This window comes from Flavobacterium noncentrifugens, from assembly GCF_900100375.1.
In the GTDB taxonomy this organism is placed as follows: Bacteria; Bacteroidota; Bacteroidia; order Flavobacteriales; family Flavobacteriaceae; genus Flavobacterium; species Flavobacterium noncentrifugens.
Window position 1 is genome coordinate 131112 of sequence record NZ_FNEZ01000003.1, and the last position, 24676, is coordinate 155787.

Consider the following 24676-nt stretch of genomic DNA (forward strand, 5'->3'; position numbering starts at 1 on the left):
TGATGTCTATAATTACATTCAACAGTTTGGGATTGACTATCATTAAAAAAAAACCGGATGCTTTTTGAGCATCCGGCTTTTTTATTTTGCTGTTGTCCACTCGGGCTTCTTTTCTCCTTTAAGGTAATACCCAAACCATTCCAGCATTTTTTTGCTGAGGTCATGCTGGCTTTCCTTCAATTCCAGGGAATGGTCCTGCCCGGGATAAACCAACAAAGTATTTGGCTTCTGCAGCCTCCTGAGTGCCAGATGAAACTCGATGCTTTGCAAGGCGCTGATTTGCCCGTCTTTTTCGCCTGTCCAGGATAGCAGCGGTGTTTCCAGTTTATCCGCGTCCAGCACCGGGGAGTTTTCTAAGTAACGCGCCGGGTCTTCAAATAATGTTTTCCCCATCCTGATCTGGTCGTGTTCCATCCTGAAATATTCCGTATCCTGATAATTTTTGCTGACCGAAAGATAGAGGCTTAGCAAATCTGTCCAGCCGGAACCGGCTACGCCGCAGGCGAAACGGTTGGTATGGGTCAGGATGCAATAGGTTTCATAACCTCCGAAAGAATGCCCTTGAAGCGCAACCTTTTTCGGGTCAACTGCACCCTGTGAAATAACTTCATCCACCGCCGCAAGCACACAATCGGTTGCCGACTGCCCGGTTTTACCGGTTTCATAAACGATGTCGGGGTACAATACGAAATAACCTTCATTTACCAGGTTGGTCACATTAAAGCCATCGCGGATATACATCGAAGGATTTTCGTAATCATGGATGTAACGAAGCTGCTGCTGGTAAATGTGCACAACCATCGGATATTTAATTCCGGGTTTATAACCCGAAGGATAAAACAACACACCACTTACTTTTTTACCGTGTACGTCATAACTAATTTGTCTGGCTGTGCCCCAATAATAACCTTTTTGCTGCGGATTGCTTTGGACAACAGTTGTGCCCTTTTGTCCTTCATAGTTGTTAACGGCCAATTTAGGCGCGCTATCGAAGCGCTGGCTCACATAAGCAAATGTGTTGCCCGAAGCCGATGGCATGAAATTGTCGATTCGGCTGTGCTCCCACACCAGCGGTTTTTCCCCTGCTTTTTCTTCCCATCGGAAATAACCGTTGTAAGACGTATCGTGGTTGTGCGCCTGCAACACCAATCCCTTTGCAAGGTTAAAACTTCCATTACTGTTATCGATACCGTCAGTATTAAACTTTTGGGTTTCAGTCAAAGGCTCAATCCTGAAACGGATTCCTTTTTCACGGCCATGGGTCAGCCTGCGGCTTATTTTGCCATCGGGTGAAATCTCCCAGATATCGAACTTATCATACACAAGCACCGATTTGTCATTTTCCGTCCAACCGGGATTTCCATAAAGGCCGGGCTTATCGGGCTGGTCGTTTTCGGTGTCGCAAACAGGCACACCTAAATCTTTGGTAATGTTTACATGTGTTCCTATGGCAATGTCATAGACCCACCAGTTGCAGTCTTTCACATACGTGATGTATTTCACGCTCGGTGATAAGAGGATTTCGCGGTTGCCGCCGCCAAGCTTTTCAGCCACAAGCTTTTTGCTGCCTGTTTCCAGGTCCACCAGCCAAAGGTCGCGCGGCCCGAAAGCCTCAAACTGTGGCTCATACCTAAAACGGTCATACAGCACGGCATAATGCTGGCCGGGCAAAACCGAACCATTTGGGAATTTTTTATCTGTCAGCTGCACAAAGCGCCCGGATTGGGGTTGCCAGAACGCCAGTTTATTGCCAAGTGTCCCATCGCCAAAGCGTTTTACTTTGGGATAAATACGCCGGTCGGCAGTATTCCATATTTCGACAATGGCATCCTGAGGGTCTGCCTGTTTTCTCGGCTCGGTAATGTAGAAAAACACTTTCGAATGGTCGTCACTAATATACAGGCGGTCATATACCTGGGCAGCTATTGACAAGTCCTTTGGAAAATCTCCACGTCCTGACGGACTGAAAACTTTGGGCGGCATTGTTCCGTCATAAAACCACAACCGGTTTTCAGTTGTTGTTTGCTGGCTGAAAGAAATGGCTTTTGCATCTTTAGAAAACGTCAGGTTTGTAAAAAGGCCATCAGGTGATGCGGCAATTATTTTTTCGGTAATGGAATTACCGAGCCCAATCAGCATCACTTTAAATTGATCCCCATCTTTAAGTGAACATAGCAATGCGTTGCTATCGGCACTGGCTTGCCATGAGGAAACATTTGAAAGTGTATGAGTGCCTTTCCCCTGCATGTCGGCAATCTCTAAAACAGCATTGCCTTCGTTCCCTTTGAGCATCGCGACGTATTTGCCGTTTCCGGAAAAAGCATATTCTGAAACATCGGTAGCGATGCGCTCATTTCCGAGTTTAAGGTTGTGCAATACCAAAGTGTCATTTTTAAGGCAGGCAAATCCCTTTTCGTTATTAAAAGATTCATTGCGTCCTGCTGCAAAAGAATACGCCCGCTTTCCTTTTTTAGCCTTTAAAAACAAGGTGTCTTTGCCGGATTCATATTGCAAATGGTACGAAGCCCAGTTGCCGTTTTGAGAAATGGCAGGACTTGCCAGGGTACTCCAAAGCGCAAAATCCTTTTCGGTAAGCATCTTTTTATTTTGGCTATTTGCCTCGGCAGATACCAATGCCATCAGGCACAGCAACAGCCGCAGCGGCCTTTTTATATTGGAATACATAGTCTTAATAACCCGCATTCTGCGGGGCTAGGTTTCGGTTCCTCAGGATTTCAGTAGCCGGAATCGGAAAAAGCCTGTCGCTGCTGTCCCAGCCCGGCTTTGTTAACGGAAGCACCGCGTCAAGTTTATCTGCTCTTTTCAGGTCAAAAAAACGGTGCCCGTATTCTGTAAATAACTCCACGCGTCTTTCTGCAAGTATAGCGTTTAAGATATCGGTTTGTGTTACGGCAGTTGTCGGTGAAAGCCCTGCGGCACTTCTTATTATGTCAAGGTCTTCCTTAGCATCGATAAGTTCGCCCTGCTGCGCCCTTGCTTCCGCGCGGATCAGGTACAGTTCGCCAATCCGCAGCACCACGGAATATTCTTTTGAGCTTCCGGTGCTGCTGTCTTCTTTGTATTTATAGGCATGGTAAAAGGCTTCCCCGTTCTCGCCTGTAACTTCTTTTGTCCAGTGCGCTTTCCTCTGGTCGCCGGGTTCAAAAGCCGCCATCAGGTTTGGTGTCAAGGCCGACACCGTTGGCGGCCCGCTGAAAAAGATAAAGGTTTGCGCCTCGTAAGTGTTCCCGCCCGCCGAGTTCGCCATCAGCTGCCAGATCGTCGACTTGCTGGCGATCACAAATGTTCTGTCAAGGTCGGTTTCAACACCATACAATCCGGTTTGGTTCAGTACTGCCGAAGCGGCATTCGAGGCTTCTGCCCAAAGGCCTTCATACAGATATACCCTTGACAGCAGCGCAGTGGCCGCCCACTTGTTCGGGCGTACGCGGTTCGCTCCGTTATAATCCTCCGGCAGAAATGAAACAGCCTGCTCAAGGTCAGCCATCAAAAGCCCGTAAACAATCGATTCAGGTTGCCTTGATACGCTGCGGTTGACATTGTAATCGGTGGTGGTAACATACGGAATATCGCCAAAGCACTGCAACAAATAAAAATGCACCAGTGCCCGCACAAAAAGCACTTCTCCTGTCAGCCTGTCTTTATCGGCCTGGGCAAGGCTTGCTGATTTCGCGACACCTTCAATGACCGCATTGGCGGCATAAATCTGGTTGTAACTGTTGTTCCACATATCGGCAACTTCGGTTGAAGAGGCCAACAGCGCATTGTTGTAAAAAGCAAGCGAGCCGTCAAGCGGATTGCCGTAAAAGTCCAGTTCGTCGCCGTAAAGCCCCAGCTGGTTCGAAATCCCCCAGGAGTTTCCTGTAAGCAGCCCGTTGTCACGGATTTTCGTATAAATATCTGCCATGGCAGCATCAGCGGTAGCCTTGTCCTCAAACACCGCATCACTGGTGAGTTGTGAATTCGGGAGTTCCACTTCAGTAAAGCTGTCGCAGCCTGAAAGGCAAAGCAGTAAAAAGCAGGTGGTAAAAAATATATTTTTCATGGTCGTAAGGTTTAAAAAGTGAGTTGAAGGCTTGTAGTGATGGTCTTGAGCGGTGGCAGGTAGCCCAGTGATTTAAACTCCGGGTCTGCACCTTTAAACGAAGTGACCGTCAGCATGTTTTGCCCCTGTACCGACAGGCGGCAGCTAATGCCGCGCGTCCATTTTACAGGCAGGTCATACGACAATGAAATGTTTTTGAGCCTGATGTAAGACCCGTCGCTGATGGCGGCATCGCTCGACCCAAACTGGCTGTTTGTCGTAATGGCGGCATCGTTTAAATCGGTCGCATAAACCTGGTACGGGCCGGTATCACCTGCCTGCTGCCAGTGCGAAACCGCAGATGCTGGCTGGTTCATCATGTTGCCCGGGGCTGCCGTGCCGTAATACTCGTTGTAATTCAATTGCTTTACAAACTGGAATAAAAAGTCAAGCTGCAAATTGCCATACCGGAACTGGTTCTGCACGCCTCCGAAATACTGCGGGTTCAGGTTTTTAATGGCCGTCTTGTCTTCCGGTTCAGAAATCCTTCCGTCGCCATTGACGTCTTCAAAAGTATAAAGCCCGGTCTGCGGGTCAAGGCCTGTGTAGTGGTAGGATTTTACAATATTCAGCGGCTGCCCGATTACCAGCTGGTTGGCATACGAAGAACTTTCAAGGTCGGGAAATGACAGCAATTTGTTTTTTGCAGTAGTATAATTTATACTGGTAATCCAGCTGAAGCTTTCGGTCTTGATGTTGACCGTCCGCAGCGTCACTTCCCAGCCGCTGTTTTCTACCTCAGCATCAAGGTTGGCCTGTAATTCTGAAAACCCGGTAGTGCCCGGGAGCGGGATGCCCACCAGCTGGTTTGAGGAGCGGTTCCTGTACCACGCCACACTAGTAGAAATGCGGTCATTTAAAAATCCCAACTCCAAAGCTGCCTCAAGTTTTTTATTCGATTCCCACGCAAAGTCAGGGTTAAACAGCCTTGTGGGCTGCAGGCCACTTACGCCATACGAATAGCCCGAAGTGCTGTACGTGTCCAGGTACTGGTAATCCCCAATCTGGTCATTACCTGAAGTCCCGTAGCTTGCGCGGAGTTTCCCCATGCTCAGGAATGGCAGCTTTTCCGAAACAAGCTTTTCGTTCGAAAACACCCACGCAGCACCCACCGCCCCGAAATTGGCAAAGCGGTTACCAGGGCCAAAGCGGCTCGATCCGTCGCGCCTTCCGGTAAGGTTCACGATGTATCTCTGTGCAAAATTAAAATTTACGCGTCCGAAGAATGCCTGGTATTTATACACCGATTCCCCCGACGAAAGCGTCGTGATCCGCGAAGCAGAACCAGGATTGTACAGCAGTGCATTGCTCGCAAAGCCATAAAACTGCTGGGTCATCTGGCTGGCATCCTGCTGCTGGAACGTCGCCCCGGCAAGCGCCTGCAATTTTGCCTTTCCAATTGCAATGTTATAATCCAGCTGTGGCTCGATGATCCACGACTGGCGGTTGGCTGTGGTGGCAAACAACGAAGAGGAACTAGGTGTATGCCCTGTTGACGGTGCAAACATTGTCGATGGCAACGCGCTGGTTTCCTTATGCCGCAAATCGGTAAATCCAAATGATGAGCGCAGCTGTAAATTCTCAAGGATACTGTAACCAAGCTGTGCATTGGCCAGCAAATCATACGTTTTTGCGCCAGCCTCAGTTTGCAGGTAACGCAACGGGTTGTTAAACGTATTGTCCTGCCAGTTCAGGTTTCCGTCATCGTCATACAGCGCAGGGGCGTTTGGTGCAAGCCCCACGGCTTCCTGCATAAAATCGATCGACGGCTGTTTGTTATCCCTGGCAGTATATCCGGCAGTAAAGCCAAGCGTAAATTTTTTGTTTTCCGATTTGTGGCTGATGGTCGAAAGGACGTTGGCTTTGGTATACCTGAAATCTCCGGGGAACACCGTCGTTTCGCGGCTGTAATTTCCGCTTACTAAAAACTGGGTGTTGTCTGAACCTCCCGAAACAGAACCCTGCACAGTTGTAAACCCGGCGTTGCCTCCGGCCAGTGTTTCCTGCCAGTCGGTATCGCGGTCCAGAGGCCACGCGCCATTGATGTCGGTTGCCCATGACGGGTATTCGGTGATGCCTTCATTAGCAAAAGCTTCTTTTCGCATCTGCAGATACTGCTGCGTGTCCATCAGCTTGCGGAAGCGCGTGACCTGCCCGAATCCACTCGACACGTTTGCGGTAAACTTTGTTTTCCCGGCCTTGCCTTTTTTGGTCGTGACCAGCACCACGCCGTTTGCCCCACGCGACCCGTAAATGGCTGTCGCATCGGCATCGCGCAGCACCTCTATGCTTTCGATATCACCCGGGTTTAAGCTGTTCAGTGGGCTGGTGGGCATCGGCATTTCAGGGGAAGTGACACGCGAGCCGATTAAGTCTGAGGCATACGGCACGCCATCGATCACATACAGCGGGTTGTTCCCACCGCTCCGCAAACTGTTCTGCCCGCGGATTTCAATATCGAAACCGCCTCCGGCAATTCCGGTGTTTTGGGTAATATTGACCCCTGCCATCCTGCCCTGCATCGCCGCAAGCAAGTTCGTAACCGGCTGTTTTTCTATGTCTTTTGCGGTGATCTTTGAAATGCTTCCGGTGCGCTCGGTTTCTTTGACGGTGTAGTATCCGGCGTTTACGGTCACTTCTTTGAGATCGTTGACGTCTTCCTCAAGCTCTATGGTAAGGTTCGTTTTGTTGTTTATTGCAAAGATTTGCGTTTTGAAGCCTAGGTATTCGAAAATTAAAGTATCGGTGCCGTTTGCGGCGACAGAGAATTTTCCGTCTTCGCCGGAAAGGACAGTCGTGTTTTTGCTTTTGACGGTAATGGTGACGCCCGTCATGGGCATGTTGTTGTAGGTTACGGTTCCTGTGATTGTTTGTTGTTGCTGCGTACTGAATGCTGTATGGCTTGTAGCAAAGGCCTGGTTGAATAAAAAGCATGATAACACGCAATATAAAATCAGCCAAACCCGAAATAATGAAAGGTTTTTCATAATTTTGGTTGTGTAAAATGAAACGAAAGTTTTGTTTGTACTCCAGTCCTCTGTGTTAGTTTGCCGACGAAGCAGAGGGCTTTTTTTTGTCCGGTAGTTTTATATTATCATAGTCGAATATTTAAGAGTTAAACATTACCTTCTTTTTTTCATCGATAAAAAAAGAAGCAAAAAAATCTAGCCCTGACTGTTCGGCGACCTGCTAATTCTCAATTTCGAAATGAAACAAACTCGCTGACGCTCAAACAGCGTTTCATTTTTTCGAAATTTTCGAATTGCAGGGGCCCGCCTGCCACAGTCTAAGGGCGGAACATCCGTCTTTGCAATTTTGTTTATTCCATTAGTGATCAAACATTAATTATTAATTGTTCATTAATCAATTAAGATGCTGTCCCCGGCCTAACTAACCCAAAACCAATTTTACGGCCGGGTAACAGGCATCAACGTGGTATTTAAATCGTCACGCAAGCAGCGCAATATTATTTATCCACAAAGCAGCTACGCGCAAACTGCGTGCGGGATGATCCGTTTTGATTTTCTAAGCGCAAAACGCGCATTATAACCCGAGGCGCAGCCGAACTAGGCGTAGCCAATTATTCATTGTTCATTATTAATTCGTCCTCGAAAGTTTAATCCAGCAACGATCACCCGGCACAAAAACTGCCAAATACCATAAACTATAGCTTCCCGCCGTTATGCAAGCAAAAAAAACATCGAAATCGATTGCGAAACTTTAATGAAGATTGCCCTGAATGTGAAGTTTACACTGGATTTTTTGGCCATAAAAAAAGCGTGGAACTCATCTTATTGCATCAAGGTACTGGCGGCACCCAACCACAAATAAGTGAGCCCACGCCTAGGTCGTGAGCATCTTACTTATCCTCTCGTGGTTTTAAAAACGCCAGTTTTTGATGCGAGATTCAAAGCGAATACTTCTAATATTTTATGTGAAGAATCGCAAATTTAAAATAATCATCCAAATATAAACTATTTATTTTAAAAGACACAAATTTGTGTCCTATTTTTTTTATGATATATGACATCTTTATGATGTGAAAACAAATGAAAAAATATTTTTAAAAAGACTTGGTTCTGCCATTAGAATGGAAAGAGAAAAACTTAATATTTCGCAAGAAGCGTTAGGTTTAGAAATTGGTATTTCTAAGAATCAAGTTGGTCGAATTGAAAGAGCGGAACATGCTACATCTATAACTATTCTATATAAATTAGCTATATTTTTTCAAATTGAGATCAAGTCTTTTTTTGATTAGCGCATTAATTACAAATTAATGTTGTAAGGAAAATAAATATTTTGGAATGTATGTTCACAAATATTTAAGTTAGCCATAACCATTTCAAACATGACGATAAAAGATAAAACTAGAAAGATTATTTGGTCTAAATCAGGAAATAGATGTGCAATTTGCAAAACTTTATTAGTTCATAAAATTGATGAAGCAAATTCTGACTTCATTGTCGGAGAGGAATGTCATATTTTATCATCAAAAGAAAATGGTCCACGTGGAAAAATCGAAAGTTTGCCTGACTTCAATATTCCAGAAAATTTAATTCTTCTTTGTGCCAATCATCATAAAATGATTGACGATTTTCCAGAAACGTTTACGTTGGAAATTTTAACCGACTTAAAAAGGAATCACGAAAAATGGGTGGAAAACGCAATCGAAAAAGATTTACGTTCATTTCTTGAAAGTGTAAATAATGTACAGGTGTTAGACGAAATTACAACTCACAACGAGCTGCGAAATATTATACCTAACTCACACTTTTATTTCTTTGATTTGTCATCAATCACAGATCAAGATTTGTCCATTAATATTAGTGAGTTTTTTGATGATGTTAGAGATTTGATTGACATATATTCCGATATTGAAATTAGCAATTACCAACGTTATCTAATTCGTTGCGAAAATCAAATTAAAGAGTTTAATAAAAAAGGAATAAAAATTTTCGGAAAAGGATTAATCCGAAAGTATACATTTTTAAATATCCCTGAAAGTGATTATAAAATTGCTATGTTTGTAGCTTTTGATCCAAGCATCAATCCACAATCTATACAAGAAAATAAATTGACAGTTAAATTACCGGAAGATTTTAATCCAATGGGATAGTATGGCTACGGCTAAAAGCCGGTAAGCGAATTACGCTGGCTTTCAACAAATAGAACATTTGTTGTTCACGAAGAAAGTTTTATCTTGGCAGAGAGAACTCAGTTCGCTGGCATCGCAAATTTGCTTAAGCAGCGACACGTTATGTGACATTTAATTAAAACCATCCAACCAATATGTCAAATGAAATTTTCGAAAAAATACTAAATCGTAAAATTGAAACTTTTAAATCTGTTTTTTTAGAAGATAGTGAAGGCATATTTAAAGTAAATGGAAAACTTTTTCATGCACAAGAATTCGGAGTTTACCGCGAAAGAGTTTTATCAGAAATAATTAAAAGTGTTATTCCAGAAAGTATCCAAGTAAAGGATGGTTTTGTGATAACTTCGAAAAATAAGTTAAGTACACAATGCGATATAATTCTTTATGATAGCGAAAATACTCCAGTTATCAATGACGGTGTTTTGCGCTTTTTTCCAATTGAATCTGTGTTAGCTATCTGCGAAGTCAAATCCATTATCAGAACAAAAGCCGAGTTAAAAGAAATTCTTCAAAAACTCGCTGCGCAAAAAAAATTAGATCATGATGTAATAAGTTTAAGAAAAGAGGGCGAAATGATTACCACTTTTTTAGTTTGCAAAAAAATAGATTTTGATTTTCAAACTGATTTCAGTGATCTATATGAAGGTATTGAAAATGAATTACGTCATAATTTTATCTTAAGTTTAGAAGATGGAATAATATCATATCAGATTGAACGTGAATATTTTAACGAAGCCAACAAAGAAGCTTTTGATAATGTATTTAAGGGAAAAAGTAAATTATGTGAATATCCTGTCGTTAGAGGCGATTTGATGCCAAATGTAATTACTAAAGCTACTGACAAATACCCAAATATTCACATAAAAATGTTTCTTCACGCAATTGGAAGTTCACTGGAGCATGTTAGAAAACCAAGAATTGAATTGCAAAATTATTATACGGATGAGTTATAAACGTCACATAACAGCCTGTAACCTCAATCGCGGAGTTTTCGGTAAAATGAAGTTTCCTTTTCACGAAGAAATTATATCTTAGCAGAGAGAACTCGGCTAGCTTTCATTCGCAACTGTGCGAAAGCGGCGAAACTTTAGCAGTAAGCGGCACTCGAACCGTATTTATTATAAAAAATCAATAAATATATTAACACTTAAAATTTAAATTATGAGTTTTGTAAGCGGTACTTTTTCAGTCGTTTGTAACCAATGTGGTGTGCAGACAGATTTTAATTCAGATGAAGCAGATTTCGAATCAACAGGTGGTAGTGAAAGACAAATGGGACCAGAAAATGGTTATAGTTGGGAATCTTCATTCAACTGTGATTGTGGAAATGAAATTGAGTTTGATTATAATGTTCATGAATATCCGCAAGGTGCATTTAATCATGAAGATGTCAGGATTACAGGCGCAACAGTAAATGATATGTTTACTTATGATTTTAATGATGAACCGGAACAAGAAGATTTTGAGTAATGCCTACTGCTAACTGCAACCGCAGTCCCGGAGTTTTTAGCGGGCTTCACGCTTTTTCTCCACGAAGAAAGTTTTATCTTGATAGAGAAAAGTCAGTCCGCTGGCATCGCGAATTCGGTTAGCGAGATAACGTTGGCAACCTTAAAAAAAGCATTATGCAAAATAACCAAATAATCTTTGCTGTAGCCATCCTTATTGGGATATCACCCATTATTATGGAACTAATAATATTTAGGAAATTTCGTCTATTTACTCTGTTCAATCACTTCTCTATTGGCTCAATGCCTTTACGAGATTTAGCTATACTCGCAATATCAAATGAAGACAGGACAACCTACATAAAGGATTTTTTTGATTTTCGGTATCAAAACATTTCATCAATTATAAAAGGAATTAGTGCGGTAATAGTCGTAAATGTTGGAGTTTTTCTCGAAGTACTGTATGGAAAGGATGGCAATTTCACATTTTGGAATCATTGGCCTTTAATTGCTTCAATATTGGCGCTATCACTTTGCAATCTTTGGTATTTCAACAAACTTAAACTTTGTGTAAAAGATTTTAGAAAAGCAATTATCTTATACGAAATTATTAAATGATATGGAAAACTTTGCAACAATCGCCCTTGGAATTTCTGTTTTGATAATCCTATATGTTTTACTCTCTATTATTTCCGACTACCATCGTCGTAAAGTGGCGAGAAGAATAATCAACAATCAATTCACCAGAATGAATGGACATTATCTTGAAGAAAATGAGTCTTTCGATGTCTCTAACAAAGTGTTTTATCACAACCAACAATATCTCGCGCATGACTTGGATTTAATATCAATCTCTGATATCGAAATTGATTTTAAAGTTGAGTTTGTGATCTCTCAGTACAAAAAAATTGAAAAAGAATTTCAAAAAACGACAAGGCAATAAAGGCAGCTCATAACAGAGAACCGTGCTGAAAACAAACATTTTGATTAGTTTTATCATTGGTAAAACGCTTCGATAACCCGCAGTATTTATTTGCAGCTTTTGCAATTGCAAAAGCTTTTTTCCATAATCTATTAAACACTGCTATTAATGTTTCTTGTTTTTACCTTGATTATTTATATTGCATATATTTATATGCGACAACAAACATTTAATTTTAAAGTGAGTTGCACATATATTTAAATTATGGGCAAGACCATAACACGACAACCAGAATTGACCATAAAAAAACTGCTTCAAAATGAATGACAGGTTTCAATACAAATTATCAGCTAGTCAAAAAAACGAAATAGCTCAAAATCTAATTGATATTTTGCAAAAAGATATAGATATTACAGACCAAACTAGAGGTTTCATTGGCAATTGGATATTGACAGTTTCAGACGAGAAAAGGAAAGCTTTTTTTGATGTGTGGAATATAGTTTTGAAGAACTATTTACCAATGAAAAGACCAATTTTATTTCGAGCATGCAAAAGAATTAATAGAAATGACAAAATAACAAGTTTCACTGGAAGCTTAGATTGTGCAAAAGGATTTAGTAATGGCAAAGGTTTATTGATAATTTGTGATACTAAAGAAACACTCAAGTTTGAAGAAGAACTCTATAAAATTGGAGACTATCGACATACATTTTATCCGCTTGTAGATGTTTTGGTAAAAGCCAGAGATTCGGGAGGCTGGGGATTCTCTGAAAGAATACTGAGAGAGTACATTGGCGAAGATGAATATATAATGAGAATTAACTTAGATAATGTCAATAGTTTTAAATGGCATGAAATTAATTCTAGAACATAGCACCTGCCCATAATCGCCTGTAAAACAGCCTGTAACTGCAATCGCGGAGATTTCGGTAAAATGAAATTTTATTTTCACGAAGAAAGTTTTATCTTGGCAGAGAGAAATCAATCCGCTGTGATCAGCAACCTCCGCCTAAGCTGCGAAAAGTTGCAGGCAATATTTCAATATTCAAACTATTTGACGATACCAAAATTATGGACAACACTACGAACGAAAATATCATCCTTGAAGAAGTAAAATTAGACATTGCATCTAATAACTCAAGAGTTACAAATATGATAGCTGATTCAATCATATTCTACATTATTTACTACGCGTTAATCTCCTATTCATATGAAATGTACGGAGCAGATACAGAAAGTGACCCTTTGCTCGATCTTACTTTTTTATTGGTCTCTTTCCTATTAGTTTATACTGTCACAGAATACTTTTTTTCTAAAACAATCGGTAAATTTATAAGCAGAACAAATGTTGTAAATTTGGATGGAACCAAACCTGGACTTAGAAGTATTTTAAGCCGAACTCTTTGCAGATTGATTCCTTGCGAAGCATTTTCTTTTATGTTTTTACAAAATGGGCTGCATGATAAATTTTCCAAAACGCGTGTCGTAAATGATTAAACTAATACTGCCTAACCACCGGTGAAAAAACTTGCTTGTTTTCAATAAGTTGAACGTTTAGTTTTCACTAAGAAAGTTTTATCTTGGCAGAGAGAACTAAGCTTGTTTTCATCGGCAACTGTGGTTAAGCGGCCTAACGTTATAAGCAACCCGCTTCAACACGAAATAATATTTAATAATAGTCTAATCACTTTTTAAAATATGCAATTTATTACAATCAAAGATTTAAAATTAGAGTTAGCAAATAACTACAATGAATTAGGACAAATTAGAATTACTCATGTAGATGGAAAGCCAGAATTTATCGGTTACAGAGAATCCATGAATGAGGATACCTTAGATTTTGTTATGATGTCTATGGCGGTAGAATATGAAAAAGATAGATACCAAACTTTAGACTTTAACAATGTAGATATCATTTCCATCCAATATCAGAGATCTAATGATAATTTGAAAAAATTTAAAGTCATTCACAAACCAAATTCGGACAGCTTATAACAACTCGGAACCGCAATTGCTAAACGTATAGTTTTGTTACGTTGGTTTTATGGATGAAGGTTACACTTCGTATACAGTTATTTACATATCGAACTATCTTAGGTTTAGATTGAATATATTTAAACGACAACAATATTTAAAGTGAATTGTGAATATATTTAAGTTAGTAGCAATTCACAATGTCGCATCGAAATACACAACATATGAAAAATTCTGATTTTAGGAAATTGGTAAATTCAATACCTAATGAAAGTATATTGCGAAATCATGTATATAATTTAGTTATTCCTTCTGAAGAATATGAAGCTGGATATGATTTGATTGGCTTACATAAATTTGTACTTGAAAAAAGTACAAAATGGCAACATAGTGATGCTAGTCCTGAGTTTGCTCAGTCGTTAAGTTATTTCAATAACCTTCTTGATGCGATAGAAAAATCTGTTGACACAAATATTAATTTATCAGATGGAACAAGACATCACAGTATCATTACCAGCTTAAACCGCGTTAATAATAATATCTTTTTACCTGATTCTGCTAGAATTCTGTTCCTTCGACATATTTACTCTAACTCTAGAAAGTATTTTAAAGGTGCATTAGCGGTTGTAGCAAAATCCTTAGAATATGGTCAAATGAGTAATGTTGACTATTTTAACGGTGCGTTCTTAGCTTCAAAGTTTGAGACTCAGGAAGTGGATTCTTTGTCGAGAGAAGAAGCCGAAGAAAAATCGCTTTCACAAATAAAAACAGAATTTGATATTGAGCGAACTGAAAAACTAAGTGAATTTGAAAGTATAGTTACATCAACCGAAGAGAAAGCAAATTTAGAAATTGAAAATTTAAAAGGTCTATTTGACGCCTGGAATGTAGAGTATGGTTCACAAATGGAAGACTTGAAAACAGCAGCCAATTCCGAGATCAATAAAAGTAACGCCTTGGGAAAAAAGCTTCTGAAAAAATCACTAACTAAGAAAATGCAACTTGAGCAAACATATCGTGAAAACATGCGTTTTCAGGCGCCAGCTGAATATTGGAGAGAAAGAGCGACTACACTAAATGCAGAAGGCAAAAGCTTTATGTTATGGCTTATCGCACTTGTAGGTGTGGGTGTGTTAATACTATTTTGGTTACTGTGGCTGACACCGGAAAATATGCTTGAAAGTATATTTTCAGGAAGTCCTGCAAAAGCAATTCGTTGGTCGATAATATTTATAACACTTATCTCCTTACTATTTGTCGGAGTACAAGCCGTAAAAAAAGCGATGTTTTCGAGTTATCACTTAGCACGGGATGCTGAGGAGAGAGAAAAGCTAACTGTATTCTATTTATCATTAATTAAGGATAGTACAATAACCCAAGAAGATCGTAGTTTAATCTTACAAGCCCTTTTCAGTAGAGCGGACACAGGAATGCTGAAAGATGATTCAAGTCCTACGATGCCCGGAATATTTGACAAGTTTAAAGGATGAATTGCTGCTAACCGAGAACTGTGCTGAATACAAATAATTTTATTTATTTTTTATCTATCTATCGGAAATATACTACGGTAGTCTGCATCAAACTCAATTCCTGATTTTGCAATTGCAAAAGCTTGTTTCGATAATTTTTTATACACTGTTATTAACGCGGGTTTCTTGATTTTGCTTTGCTTGTTTTAGATTTTATATATTTATAAGAGACAAACATTTAATTTTAAAGTGGCTTGCGCATATATTTAATTAGTGGCAAGCTTACAAAAAAACTCAACAATCATGATTGGAAATTGTGCATTATATGATATTGAAACTGATTTAAAATTAAGTCATATCATTCCAAAATTTGCTTTTGACTATTTAAAAAAAACAGGAGGAAAATATCTAAGAACATTTGAAAATCCTGATCAAAGAGTTCAAGATGGACCAAAAGAATATCTTTTGAGCGAACGGGCAGAACAGGATTTTAGTAAAAGAGAAAGATGGTTCTCTAATCATGTATTTCTTCCCTATTTAAAAGAAGGTAAAACGTCTTTTTATTATGATGAAAATTTCGGTTATTTCACCGTATCCGTTTTATGGAGAGTACTTTTAGATCAAACAAATCACCATTCAGTAAAAGCTGAACCAAGATTAGATTTTCTAAATGATGTAAAAGAAGAATGGAAGTTATTTCTGCGAGATTCCAAATTTCCATACAATTTCAACGATTTAAATATTTTTTTAACTGATAGAGTTAGTTCACATAACACTAATGGAATTAATGTTGATTTATATATGTCGAGAACTATTGATGCTACAATTATTCATAATGAAGACTACTCAACGGTAGCTGTCTATGTAAAATTTCTTCGTTTTATGATTTGGAGTGTTGTAAAAGGTAATCCAAACGATTGCGAGGATATAAAAATTAAGTTTACGAGCGGCAATCTTAAAACTCCCCAAAATCTTAGAGATGATTTTTTTGGTGGTTTTTTATTGAATAGGATTCAAGAAATCGACAACAAACCAAAGGCTAATAAGATCCAGCAACAGAAAATTATGAATGAAGTTATAAAGGGCGAGCAGGACTTTTGGCTAACCGATGCGGGAAAAGCTATGGTAAGTGATTACAAAAACAGCAAAGCCAGCCACTAAGCGAATTTGCGGGTTTTCTGTCGCCGGAAATCATTTATTCACGAAGAAATATTATCTTGGCAGAGAATACTCGGATCGCTTGCATCAGCAACTGACGGTTAGCGGCCACACGTTATTGGTAAGTTTTAAAACAATAATATCATGAAGGAAAAATTCATTTCAGAATTTATATATATAGACGAAAGGCGATTAAATTCATATGTTGAACAAATAAATCCTAGTTCTATGAAATATGAAAAAATCCCAGAATGGACGGCAGATTTAAGTTTAATTTCACCAAAGATAACATCATCACGTAAAACATATCCAAGGAATTTAACTACTTATGAAAAATTAGAAATACTAATTGATTTTTTAGACAAAAATAATTTTGTAAACAAAGATGTAACTGATCTAATTTACAGTTTTTCAAATGATTATACGGTAGATTACGTTCCTTTTGCTTGGCATAAAATAACTGCTACAAGACTGATTATACAACCAGAAAATGAAAGTTCACCTTGTATATATATTTGGGTATACTCAAATTATAATAAAGATTCAGAAAAGAGAATTAATATATGCTTAATGGAAGATTTCATTCATGATGATATAAGTTTACCTCGCATACCAATATCAGTTTATTCGTCTCTAATTGGAATGTTAATTAATCAATATGATATTTTTAAACAAACAACTATATTAAACAATGAAGAGTTTTCAGCTATAAAAAAGTTAAATAACTATCATGAATATTCAAAAAAATATAGTGTTTTAATGTCAAAATTTATCGGTCAAAATGTAATTGATGTATTAGTAAATGCTGGTGCTAAAATAATTTCACCAAACAGAGATATTGAAGTACTTTATAGATTTCGAGAATGTCAATGTCTAAATAGTGGTACACAAATATTTGGTTACCCTCTTGTAATTAAGGTATAATGTAAACTTACCCCTAACCGCAAACTGAAGTTCGAGATTCCATCGGCGGTAATTGGAAACTCGAAGAAAATATTGATCAATAACCCACGGCATCAGCTAACCACCGCTTCAAGAAATTGCCGGTTTTTAGGTTATTGAATGTTTTGTTTTCACGAAGAAAGTTTTATCTTGGCGGAAAGTACACAGTTCACTTTGATCCGCGACTGCGGTAACAGGCCAAACGTTAGCTGAAATAGCAAGAGGAATTTTGCGTTCTGAAAGTAAAATTTACTACATTGGCTCCATGGAAATATACTCAACCAAATTCCACCAAATCAGAAGTCGTTACCAAACAAAGAGGCTTAGTAAAAAGTGGAAAAAACATAAATTAGTAAATAAGGCCCTTCGGAGAAAAGGTATTCTTCAACAACGAGAGTATGCTAAAAAGGATTATTTAAATTATGAGGCTCCACAAAAATTTTCTTTTATCAATAATACGGATGAAGTTTTAAAGTACTTCAATGATATTAGTCAGTTTATCTCACGAAAGCAATCTGTTAATTTAGATATTGAAGAAATAAGCGAATTAACTCCAGACACTATAACTTTGTTAATGGCTAAGTTAAACGAAAAAGCAAGTAGAAAAGTCGGCTTGAGTGGAAACGCTCCAAAGAATCCAAAATTAAAAAAAATGTTTACCGAATCTGGCTTGTATGACTTTGTCAACAGTCACGGAAAAAAAATTGCATCCTCTGATAATAAATTATGGAGGCATTCAACGGATTCATTAGTTAAAGGCGAAATGGCAGGGTTAGCTACAGCAGTTTGTAGAAACCTTTTCGCAGAGCATGGAATTGCTTACGACACAGATAGTTTATATAACCTTTTGGTGGAAGCAATGTCAAATACGCTTCATCATGCTCACAAAGTCTCAAATATAAATTGGTGGCTTTATTATTACTTAGATAAAGAAACTAAAACTCTAAAATTCAGTTTTATTGATTTAGGAGTTGGAATTTTTAAAAGCGCTAGTTTTGATAGTTACCGTAATTTAATTAAGTCTTTCACGCCAGGAAATCAAATTTTGGTTAAGCCATTTTTAGAAGGCAAAATCATCTCTTCGCGTGAGACTGATAAGGCCATTAGTGGAAAAGGTGTTAAACAAATTATGGATTGCGCTAAGCTTGCTGAGTTTGCAAAATTTATAATAATAACAAATGATGTAAAAATTGATGTTAAAACACAACAAAGTGAACAATTAAGTGATAACTTTGCGGGCACATTTATTTATTTTGAAATATCTGTAACTAATTGAAAATATGGAAGTTAAATATAAGATTAACGTTGCAAAAGATTTTTCCGCTTATCCTGCTGGTCGGTTTAGGACTGAGGGTAAGGCATCTGGTGAAGCATTTTTATTAGATCACATTCTAGGTAAATTATTGTTGGCATTCAGTGAAAAATGTATTTTAGAAATTGATTTAACAGGGATGAATGGTTATCCATCTTCTTTTATTTCGGGATCTTTTGGTAAAATTAGTTATGAAATGGGTAAATTGATTGGACAAGACAAAGCGTCTGCTCTATTCATGAAGCATCTGTCATTAAAATGTGAAGATAGCGCCGCTCGAATAAAAGCTGTTCAAGATGAAATCAATACGCCTGTGGCTATCAAATAGAAAAATTCCCTGGAATACAATAATAATTGTCGCCTTATTTTGCGTTACCGTTTTAATCGGGATGAATTTGGCAATCATTTTTCAGGCCGCTCATGTTCCAGAAATAGATCATAAAATTAGATATTCAGAGTTGCTAAATTGGTCAACGACTTTAGTCGTCGGCTTTTTTGTAGGATATGTTTTGAAAAACCAATCCGATAATGATAAAGTAGTTAAAGGATACTTGCTTGACGATGTTAAAACAATTTCGAAACTTGTTGAAGATTTGAAAGACTATTGCTACTCATTTAAACCTAATCATTCATTCACAGACGAACAAAGAAAAGACATTGATGCGAAAATTAATGTTCTCGATAAAAAGATAACGCTATTCTGTAATTTTCTGAAAGATTGTTACACCACAAAGCATAATGCGGTTAACGATATTCTTGTTACTCAACATAATTCTCTTAACAGAATAATTACTGGTATAGGATACTATGATAAAGATTGTGAAGATGAATATTTCGACAAGATCGTAGCTGAAGCTTCCAAATTTGAAAGTGAGCTGCGTAGGCTGTATCTTAGAATAATAAAAGAAATGTAAGCCACTTCAGCCAACCGCCGGTAACCGCAATCGCGGAGGTTTTGGTAGCCGGAAGTTGTCATTTCACGAAGAAAGTTTATCTTTGGTGAAAAGAGCTCATTCGGCTCAAGCACCTAATGCTACCGAAGGTTTTAGTTCTCCTGTTTCTATTTCTCTAACGGAACACATAAGCACGTTGTTGACGTCCGGATTGCTTTGTCGTAATGGTTAAAATTAATTCTTATTTTTAATTTAACCAATGGTCTTATTCTAGGGGAGTGCTACATAGTGAGTTGAGCGTTATGTTTAAAGAAGAAGGTCTATCTTAGCAGAACTCAGTTTTCTTGAAATTCGGATCCGATTACCGGCGAAAGTTAACTACAATAACAGCTCCGATTCAGAAACTACGAATCAGCAAACAACCTCTCGACGACGAACTGATCAAGCTTCGCTAAAGTTAGAAATCGTTCAATTTAGTATTTGTTCGAATTATATAATAAAACATTTGAAATCAAGTATCTTAACCTGAATTTTAAATCATATTCCATTTCAATTGAATCTGATTCAGCGCATATTCTAAGCAACGTTTCTAAATTTTCTATATGGCCTGTTTTTTCTCTCGAAAACAAATCTTTCAATTTTGTGACGTTTTTGAACGGACTATTGTTAGTAACCAATTTATGTTCAATCTTGCTTCTTAATTCGTCATAGTCTTTTGAACCGTTGTAGAAATGAAAATCATTTTTCATTACTTCCCCCAAATTAAATAATTCACTAACACTAGAAAAGGTTTCAAAGAATTTCTCACTCGAGACCGTATGTTTAGAGACGACTGAGTTTTTTATTTTATTTTCGTCCTGGTTTGGAAACAGATAAATTTTCTTAGTGCTACTTGAACTAGGAAAAAATTCAAGAGCGTTGTAGACACCAAATGAAGTATTTCCCTGATCTTCATTACGTATGGATATGGACGATCTCAAAAAGCCAATGTCTCCCAATTTAATTGCCTTTTTTTGAGAAATGATTAAATCCAATTTAGATTCGCTTATTGATACTGAGGAAATAAAGAATTCAGTTTCAGGGTTTGAAGTTTTAAATTTGTTTAGCTCCAATAGTGCCATGACGAAAGATTCCGCGATACCGTATTCCTTATATGATGACGAGTTGATACTTTTCAAATAGTAATCATCGCCATGACTTAAAATTCGAAACAATTTAGTTTTCGCCGAATCTTTATTGTTACTATAGTAAGCAGACCACGAGTTATTCAGATCATTTAATAATCTCTTTTTGTTCGGCTTTTTCCCTAATGACTTAACGTATTGCGATAAACTTTTATCGTTATAAAATAGATTTATTGAATCATAAATGGCTTCAGCTTCCAATGAGTCGTAAACGATTTCACTTTCACCCTCGTTCTCGACTCCATTTTTGATCGTGAAAATGTACACAGGCTTTTGGCTTTCGCTGTCAAATTTCAATTCAGAACTTACATCGCTTTCTTTTGCTTCTAAGCGAATTAATTTAAACCTCCTAGAATATAAACGTATCAAATTGTAAAGGAATTCAACCTTTTCAATTTCAATTTGGTAATTTTTGTCTAGATTATATTTATTTATAATCAATTCTCTGAGTTCTTCGTTATCGATTAACCCTAATAAATCTTCAGTGTAAATAAAATCTTCTGATTTTTGATCGTTTAAAGGATATCTCTTGGCCCTAAAATAGTCTGTATTGTTCATAGTTTAGTTTTTTGTAATTTGTTAACTTTATTTAATGAAGCAGCTCGTTGTAATTTTTAAGTTAGTTTTAATTATTCCTCCATGAATTTTAGAAAGAGTAAATCTGCCTTGGCTGTGTTATCTTCAAATTTTAAATTCCATCTTCTTTCCATAAAGTTCAAAAGAAAAAACCCTCTCTCATATATATTTTCCGGATTCCAATTTTCATATTGAGCGACTTCAATTTCTGAATGCGACCCATCCGAGTATCCCAGTCTGACCTTTTCGCTTTTCTCATTAAATTTTGCTGCTTTTTTGTTTGGAAAAGAATCATTTTGCAGACTTGAATTAATGCTTTGCGACAAAGGGAGTAAATTCCCTAATGTTCCTTGCAAGAATTTTTGTTGTTTTTTAAAGTTTTTAAAATTTTCTTTCCAATATTTATTATCTGGTGTTTGCGGATAAATATGTTCAATAGAAACTTTATCCTTCTCTCCTCTTACAAACAAGCTCCAATCAATTTTTTGATTTCCTCTTTGCCTCACTTTGTCCATTTCGTACTCGTATAAAAAATATCTTAACCCATTCCAAGAATAAAATCCACCACCGCTTTTGAATTTGCGATCTAAATGCTTTTGAAAAAAGCCATAGTCAAAAAAGGTGTTACCTGTTGTTTCATTATGGGTAAAGCAATAATCCATTCTCTCGTTAAGTCTACTAATAATCTGTGAGACATTTAATTCTCCTTGCCTAAGTTGCCTTGCTGCTTTATAAAATTCGCTATTGCGATATGTAGAAAATGCCCTACTCAATCGAAATGTTATGAAAATAAATCTTTCAATTGCTTCGAATAGTTTAACTCTTTCATGAGCATCAATTTTCTTCGATAAGAATGATGCTGTAATTAGAGGCCTAAAATAAATGATTCCTATACGATTGAGACGGTCAATCCACATACTTTCATCTGTAGTTAGGTTTTTATTATTCTTTGGATTGTGAATATCATACCAGTGAACAGCAGCAGATTTAAGGCTATTTACGTATTCTTCGATTTCTTTTGGAGTCAGCTTTGATTTCAAAACAACGGTTGGTACTGAAATTTCAATATCTTCATCTTCATCATCAATATCATTTTCTTCATACTCTCTTACTTCTCTAAACTGTTTAACAGCGTCTAGTTTAACTTCGGTTTTTGCGTAAACATTTTGCGGTGTAAATTTTTGCTCCAAAAGAAATCTTATATAATCATCCCCTTTTTCCCTTGTGTATTGGAAATACATAATCCAATGCGCGACTAAAAAATCATCATCATTTAAGGGATTACGTTTATTCCTTCCAAGTTGATGATACACTTCCTTCCAAGAATCGTTTATTTTTTCCCTCAGCGAGAACCTTTCGTCAGATTTCAGTTCATCTTCATTGTATAATGTGGTTAAATAGATTAGTCTATTTTTAAGTAATTCAAGATTTGACAGTTTTTTTCCACGGTTGTTCATTGTTTCAAACGCCACAAACACGTCGAAATCATCACTTATTTCATAGACATTAAACATTAAATTTTGAGTCAATTTCTTGAATAGCATTTGAATTTCTTCTATGCCATACTTTTCAAAATAATTTGTCAAATTTTCTATAAAAAATGCTTTAGCATTTTCCAAATTCAATGTGTAAAAGGTTTCTTGAATAGATCCGCCATCCGGCTCATTAAATATCCTGTGCTTTAAAAATTTGAAACTGGGATTATCGGTCTCATATCCAAATTTATATGTTTGAATAATGAACTGCGGCGGCTTTCTTACTAGCAAATAATCTTCTTTGATTGTTTTAAGACTAAATGAGCCAAGATAGATTTCATCATCTGATTTATCTTTATTGGTGGGCAGTTGTTTAAGCAATTCGCTTATTGACTGTATGAAGATAATAAAAGTGGTAAGCCTTTGCTGCCCATCAACAATGTAAAATGGTTTGAAACTTCGTTCCTCTATCAACCATCTTTCATCATTCCAGTTGCTCCACACATTATTCTCAACTCTTTTTAAAGAAAGCATTCCTGTGTAATGAAAACGATCGTTTGGAAGATTTACGACATCTTCCCAAAAATCTTTCAAATGTTTTGACGAGGTCCACGCATAACCTCTCTGATAATCAGGAATCTTGAAAATTTTATCTTTGAATATACTTTGTAGAGATTGAAGTTCGTTCATTTTATAATTGTATTTTTAATCATTTATTTTTTTAGATTTTCTAATTGAATTAGTAATTAATTTCATTTTGCTACAATTTCCTCTTCCCCTGCAAATACCGCAAGGCACTCACCACTTTCGGAATATCCTTTACTTTCGCTTCTGTCCAAAAGTATTTATCCGGAAAGAACGAATTGTTTAAAATGACGGAAAACACCTGGCGGCTGTCATAGACTTCAAACTTCAGCGTGAGTTCTTCGCAATTGAAAATATATTTGACGGTTTTCTTTTTTCCGGCAGCTACATCGAGGTTTGGGATGACATATTTTTCAAACCAAATAACCAGGTCGTCAATCTCTTCGACGCCAACCCAGGCTGTTTCTTTTGCAGTTGTAGTCGTCATTCCCTGAGTTTCGGTGATGTATGTAGATTCTACCTGCAAGCCGAGCATGGTGGTGTTTAGTTTCAGGTCAATAATCTCTGAAGGATAAAAGCTTACGGTTTCTCCGAGGCCGGATTTAAAAGTGGCTTTTTCATTTTCGTCCATATTGATCTGGACGTATGATGATCGGTTAATGAACTGTGATGCCGTCGATAAGGTTTTGTCTTGTGCTGAAGTATAAAGTGCCGCAAGCAGCATGAAGAAAGTGAGGTTACTTTTCATATTTTTTTGTTTTGGTTCATTTTTTTATTTCCATACGACAGGGCGGCAAATGATTCGAACAATGCACAAGCAAACATACCTTTGAAAAGGCATATTGTTTTACGGTTTTCCGTAATGGAAAACAGGGTATGGAAATTTTGTTTTGCCTTGCGGCGGCTTTTAAAGTGGATCGGGGAATCCGGTAACTGGCGTTTAATGATGCGGATGAAGTGGTATTTGCCGCTAATGTTTGACAAGGATAGGAAATTAATTGATTATTGGCAATGGATAGTTGTAATTTTTTAATTAGTGGTTGATAATTTTAGAAATAAGGTGAAGGAAAATGTCGGGCATTCGATTATAAAGTTCGATATTGTAGAAGTTTAAATTTCAATTCACATGAAATACCTTAGGATACTCGGTTTGCTATTTTTTACAATGGCTGTACATAGCCAGTCCGTCTACAAAACGCCATCCGGTGAAAAATACCATCTAGCTACTTGCCGTATGGTCAATAACGTATCTGAAGAAATTACTTTGACCCATGCTGTTGAATTGGGGCTGGATGCCTGTAAAATCTGCCATCCTCCTACCGCTGCAAGTTTAAATATCCTGCCGCAAAAAAAGGCAAAAGGAGAATCGAACACCGTGCAATGCAAAGGAACGACAAAGGCCGGAAACAGATGCAAGCACATGACCAGTATTGCAAACGGCTATTGTTTCCAGCACAATCCGGATTAGTTACGAAGTT

General features: G+C 37.7%; 22 protein-coding genes. 16 read left to right on the forward strand and 6 right to left on the reverse strand.

What is annotated here, in order from left to right; translation table 11 throughout:
• Positions 1-81: 81 nt before the first annotated feature.
• The 3 genes from BLS32_RS10185 to BLS32_RS10195 form a co-directional block, all read right to left on the reverse strand.
• Positions 82-2598, reverse strand: coding sequence for a S9 family peptidase (locus tag BLS32_RS10185; RefSeq protein WP_170227602.1), 2517 nt, complete (start codon positions 2596-2598; stop codon positions 82-84).
• Between the two features lie 91 nt (positions 2599-2689).
• Positions 2690-4066, reverse strand: coding sequence for a RagB/SusD family nutrient uptake outer membrane protein (locus tag BLS32_RS10190; protein WP_245699395.1), 1377 nt, complete (start codon positions 4064-4066; stop codon positions 2690-2692).
• Positions 4067-4077: 11 nt separating this feature from the next.
• Positions 4078-7092: a SusC/RagA family TonB-linked outer membrane protein gene (locus BLS32_RS10195; RefSeq protein WP_091395067.1), complete on the reverse strand. Its 3015-nt coding sequence runs from the start codon at positions 7090-7092 to the stop codon at positions 4078-4080.
• 1052 nt (positions 7093-8144) lie between these two features.
• On the opposite strand from BLS32_RS10195, the gene BLS32_RS10200 reads away from it, so the two are divergent.
• The 15 genes from BLS32_RS10200 (at position 8145) to BLS32_RS10270 (ending at position 19399) form a co-directional block, all read left to right on the forward strand.
• Positions 8145-8363: a helix-turn-helix transcriptional regulator gene (locus BLS32_RS10200; protein WP_245699397.1), complete on the forward strand. Its 219-nt coding sequence runs from the start codon at positions 8145-8147 to the stop codon at positions 8361-8363.
• Between the two features lie 90 nt (positions 8364-8453).
• Positions 8454-9221 (forward strand): HNH endonuclease, encoded by a 768-nt coding sequence (locus BLS32_RS10205; protein ID WP_091395070.1) that lies wholly within the window; start codon positions 8454-8456, stop codon positions 9219-9221.
• Positions 9222-9394: 173 nt separating this feature from the next.
• On the forward strand, positions 9395-10213 hold the full coding sequence (locus BLS32_RS10210; RefSeq protein ID WP_091395073.1) for a DUF6602 domain-containing protein: 819 nt from the start codon (positions 9395-9397) through the stop codon (positions 10211-10213).
• Positions 10214-10421: 208 nt separating this feature from the next.
• Positions 10422-10730, forward strand: a complete 309-nt coding sequence (locus BLS32_RS10215; RefSeq protein WP_091395076.1) for a hypothetical protein — start codon at positions 10422-10424, stop codon at positions 10728-10730.
• 155 nt (positions 10731-10885) lie between these two features.
• Entirely contained in the window at positions 10886-11326 is a 441-nt protein-coding gene (locus BLS32_RS10220; protein ID WP_139171741.1) for a hypothetical protein, read from the forward strand.
• Position 11327: 1 nt separating this feature from the next.
• Positions 11328-11651, forward strand: a complete 324-nt coding sequence (locus BLS32_RS10225) for a hypothetical protein (RefSeq protein ID WP_091395081.1) — start codon at positions 11328-11330, stop codon at positions 11649-11651.
• 298 nt (positions 11652-11949) lie between these two features.
• Positions 11950-12504, forward strand: coding sequence for a hypothetical protein (locus tag BLS32_RS10230; protein ID WP_217639564.1), 555 nt, complete (start codon positions 11950-11952; stop codon positions 12502-12504).
• A 197-nt stretch (positions 12505-12701) separates the two neighbouring features.
• Positions 12702-13127 carry an RDD family protein gene (locus BLS32_RS10235; protein WP_091395084.1) on the forward strand — a complete coding sequence of 142 codons (426 nt, stop codon included), beginning with the start codon at positions 12702-12704 and terminating at the stop codon, positions 13125-13127.
• Positions 13128-13328: 201 nt separating this feature from the next.
• Positions 13329-13625, forward strand: coding sequence for a hypothetical protein (locus BLS32_RS10240; protein WP_091395087.1), 297 nt, complete (start codon positions 13329-13331; stop codon positions 13623-13625).
• A 203-nt stretch (positions 13626-13828) separates the two neighbouring features.
• Positions 13829-15094, forward strand: a complete 1266-nt coding sequence (locus BLS32_RS10245) for a DUF6161 domain-containing protein (protein WP_139171742.1) — start codon at positions 13829-13831, stop codon at positions 15092-15094.
• A 282-nt stretch (positions 15095-15376) separates the two neighbouring features.
• Positions 15377-16234, forward strand: a complete 858-nt coding sequence (locus BLS32_RS10250) for a hypothetical protein (protein WP_091395092.1) — start codon at positions 15377-15379, stop codon at positions 16232-16234.
• A 141-nt stretch (positions 16235-16375) separates the two neighbouring features.
• A complete protein-coding gene (locus BLS32_RS10255; protein ID WP_091395095.1) occupies positions 16376-17155 on the forward strand; it encodes a hypothetical protein in 780 nt (259 codons plus the stop codon).
• A 283-nt stretch (positions 17156-17438) separates the two neighbouring features.
• The gene (locus BLS32_RS10260) at positions 17439-18449 is read left to right on the forward strand and encodes a hypothetical protein (protein ID WP_091395098.1); all 1011 of its coding nucleotides are present in this window, start codon (positions 17439-17441) and stop codon (positions 18447-18449) included.
• A 4-nt stretch (positions 18450-18453) separates the two neighbouring features.
• Positions 18454-18813 (forward strand): DUF4325 domain-containing protein, encoded by a 360-nt coding sequence (locus BLS32_RS10265; RefSeq protein ID WP_091395101.1) that lies wholly within the window; start codon positions 18454-18456, stop codon positions 18811-18813.
• Positions 18782-19399, forward strand: a complete 618-nt coding sequence (locus tag BLS32_RS10270; RefSeq protein WP_139171743.1) for a hypothetical protein — start codon at positions 18782-18784, stop codon at positions 19397-19399. Before BLS32_RS10265 ends, BLS32_RS10270 begins: the two co-directional genes overlap by 32 nt.
• A 452-nt stretch (positions 19400-19851) precedes the next feature.
• On the opposite strand, the gene BLS32_RS10275 is transcribed toward BLS32_RS10270, so the two are convergent.
• From BLS32_RS10275 to BLS32_RS10285, 3 genes are all read right to left on the reverse strand, one after another.
• Complete coding sequence (locus BLS32_RS10275) at positions 19852-21120, reverse strand: hypothetical protein (RefSeq protein ID WP_091395105.1); 1269 nt, start codon at positions 21118-21120, stop codon at positions 19852-19854.
• Between the two features lie 71 nt (positions 21121-21191).
• Positions 21192-23303, reverse strand: a complete 2112-nt coding sequence (locus tag BLS32_RS10280; RefSeq protein WP_091395107.1) for a DUF262 domain-containing protein — start codon at positions 23301-23303, stop codon at positions 21192-21194.
• Positions 23304-23373: 70 nt separating this feature from the next.
• Entirely contained in the window at positions 23374-23946 is a 573-nt protein-coding gene (locus BLS32_RS10285; RefSeq protein WP_091395109.1) for a hypothetical protein, read from the reverse strand.
• A gap of 378 nt (positions 23947-24324) precedes the next feature.
• Here BLS32_RS10285 and BLS32_RS10295 point away from each other — a divergent pair, with 378 nt between their 5' ends.
• Complete coding sequence (locus BLS32_RS10295) at positions 24325-24666, forward strand: DUF5763 domain-containing protein (protein ID WP_139171744.1); 342 nt, start codon at positions 24325-24327, stop codon at positions 24664-24666.
• Positions 24667-24676: the final 10 nt, after the last annotated feature.

Coding starts and splice junctions, on each gene's coding strand:
- BLS32_RS10185 (WP_170227602.1), bottom strand. CDS start 2,598: ATGCTTACCGAAAAGGATTTTGCGCTTTGGAGTACCCTGGCAAGTCCT.
- BLS32_RS10190 (WP_245699395.1), bottom strand. CDS start 4,066: ATGAAAAATATATTTTTTACCACCTGCTTTTTACTGCTTTGCCTTTCA.
- BLS32_RS10195 (WP_091395067.1), bottom strand. CDS start 7,092: ATGAAAAACCTTTCATTATTTCGGGTTTGGCTGATTTTATATTGCGTG.
- BLS32_RS10205 (WP_091395070.1), top strand. CDS start 8,454: ATGACGATAAAAGATAAAACTAGAAAGATTATTTGGTCTAAATCAGGA.
- BLS32_RS10210 (WP_091395073.1), top strand. CDS start 9,395: ATGTCAAATGAAATTTTCGAAAAAATACTAAATCGTAAAATTGAAACT.
- BLS32_RS10215 (WP_091395076.1), top strand. CDS start 10,422: ATGAGTTTTGTAAGCGGTACTTTTTCAGTCGTTTGTAACCAATGTGGT.
- BLS32_RS10220 (WP_139171741.1), top strand. CDS start 10,886: ATGCAAAATAACCAAATAATCTTTGCTGTAGCCATCCTTATTGGGATA.
- BLS32_RS10225 (WP_091395081.1), top strand. CDS start 11,328: ATGGAAAACTTTGCAACAATCGCCCTTGGAATTTCTGTTTTGATAATC.
- BLS32_RS10230 (WP_217639564.1), top strand. CDS start 11,950: ATGAATGACAGGTTTCAATACAAATTATCAGCTAGTCAAAAAAACGAA.
- BLS32_RS10235 (WP_091395084.1), top strand. CDS start 12,702: ATGGACAACACTACGAACGAAAATATCATCCTTGAAGAAGTAAAATTA.
- BLS32_RS10240 (WP_091395087.1), top strand. CDS start 13,329: ATGCAATTTATTACAATCAAAGATTTAAAATTAGAGTTAGCAAATAAC.
- BLS32_RS10245 (WP_139171742.1), top strand. CDS start 13,829: ATGAAAAATTCTGATTTTAGGAAATTGGTAAATTCAATACCTAATGAA.
- BLS32_RS10250 (WP_091395092.1), top strand. CDS start 15,377: ATGATTGGAAATTGTGCATTATATGATATTGAAACTGATTTAAAATTA.
- BLS32_RS10255 (WP_091395095.1), top strand. CDS start 16,376: ATGAAGGAAAAATTCATTTCAGAATTTATATATATAGACGAAAGGCGA.
- BLS32_RS10260 (WP_091395098.1), top strand. CDS start 17,439: ATGGAAATATACTCAACCAAATTCCACCAAATCAGAAGTCGTTACCAA.
- BLS32_RS10265 (WP_091395101.1), top strand. CDS start 18,454: ATGGAAGTTAAATATAAGATTAACGTTGCAAAAGATTTTTCCGCTTAT.
- BLS32_RS10270 (WP_139171743.1), top strand. CDS start 18,782: ATGAAATCAATACGCCTGTGGCTATCAAATAGAAAAATTCCCTGGAAT.
- BLS32_RS10275 (WP_091395105.1), bottom strand. CDS start 21,120: ATGAACAATACAGACTATTTTAGGGCCAAGAGATATCCTTTAAACGAT.
- BLS32_RS10280 (WP_091395107.1), bottom strand. CDS start 23,303: ATGAACGAACTTCAATCTCTACAAAGTATATTCAAAGATAAAATTTTC.
- BLS32_RS10285 (WP_091395109.1), bottom strand. CDS start 23,946: ATGAAAAGTAACCTCACTTTCTTCATGCTGCTTGCGGCACTTTATACT.
- BLS32_RS10295 (WP_139171744.1), top strand. CDS start 24,325: ATGAAATACCTTAGGATACTCGGTTTGCTATTTTTTACAATGGCTGTA.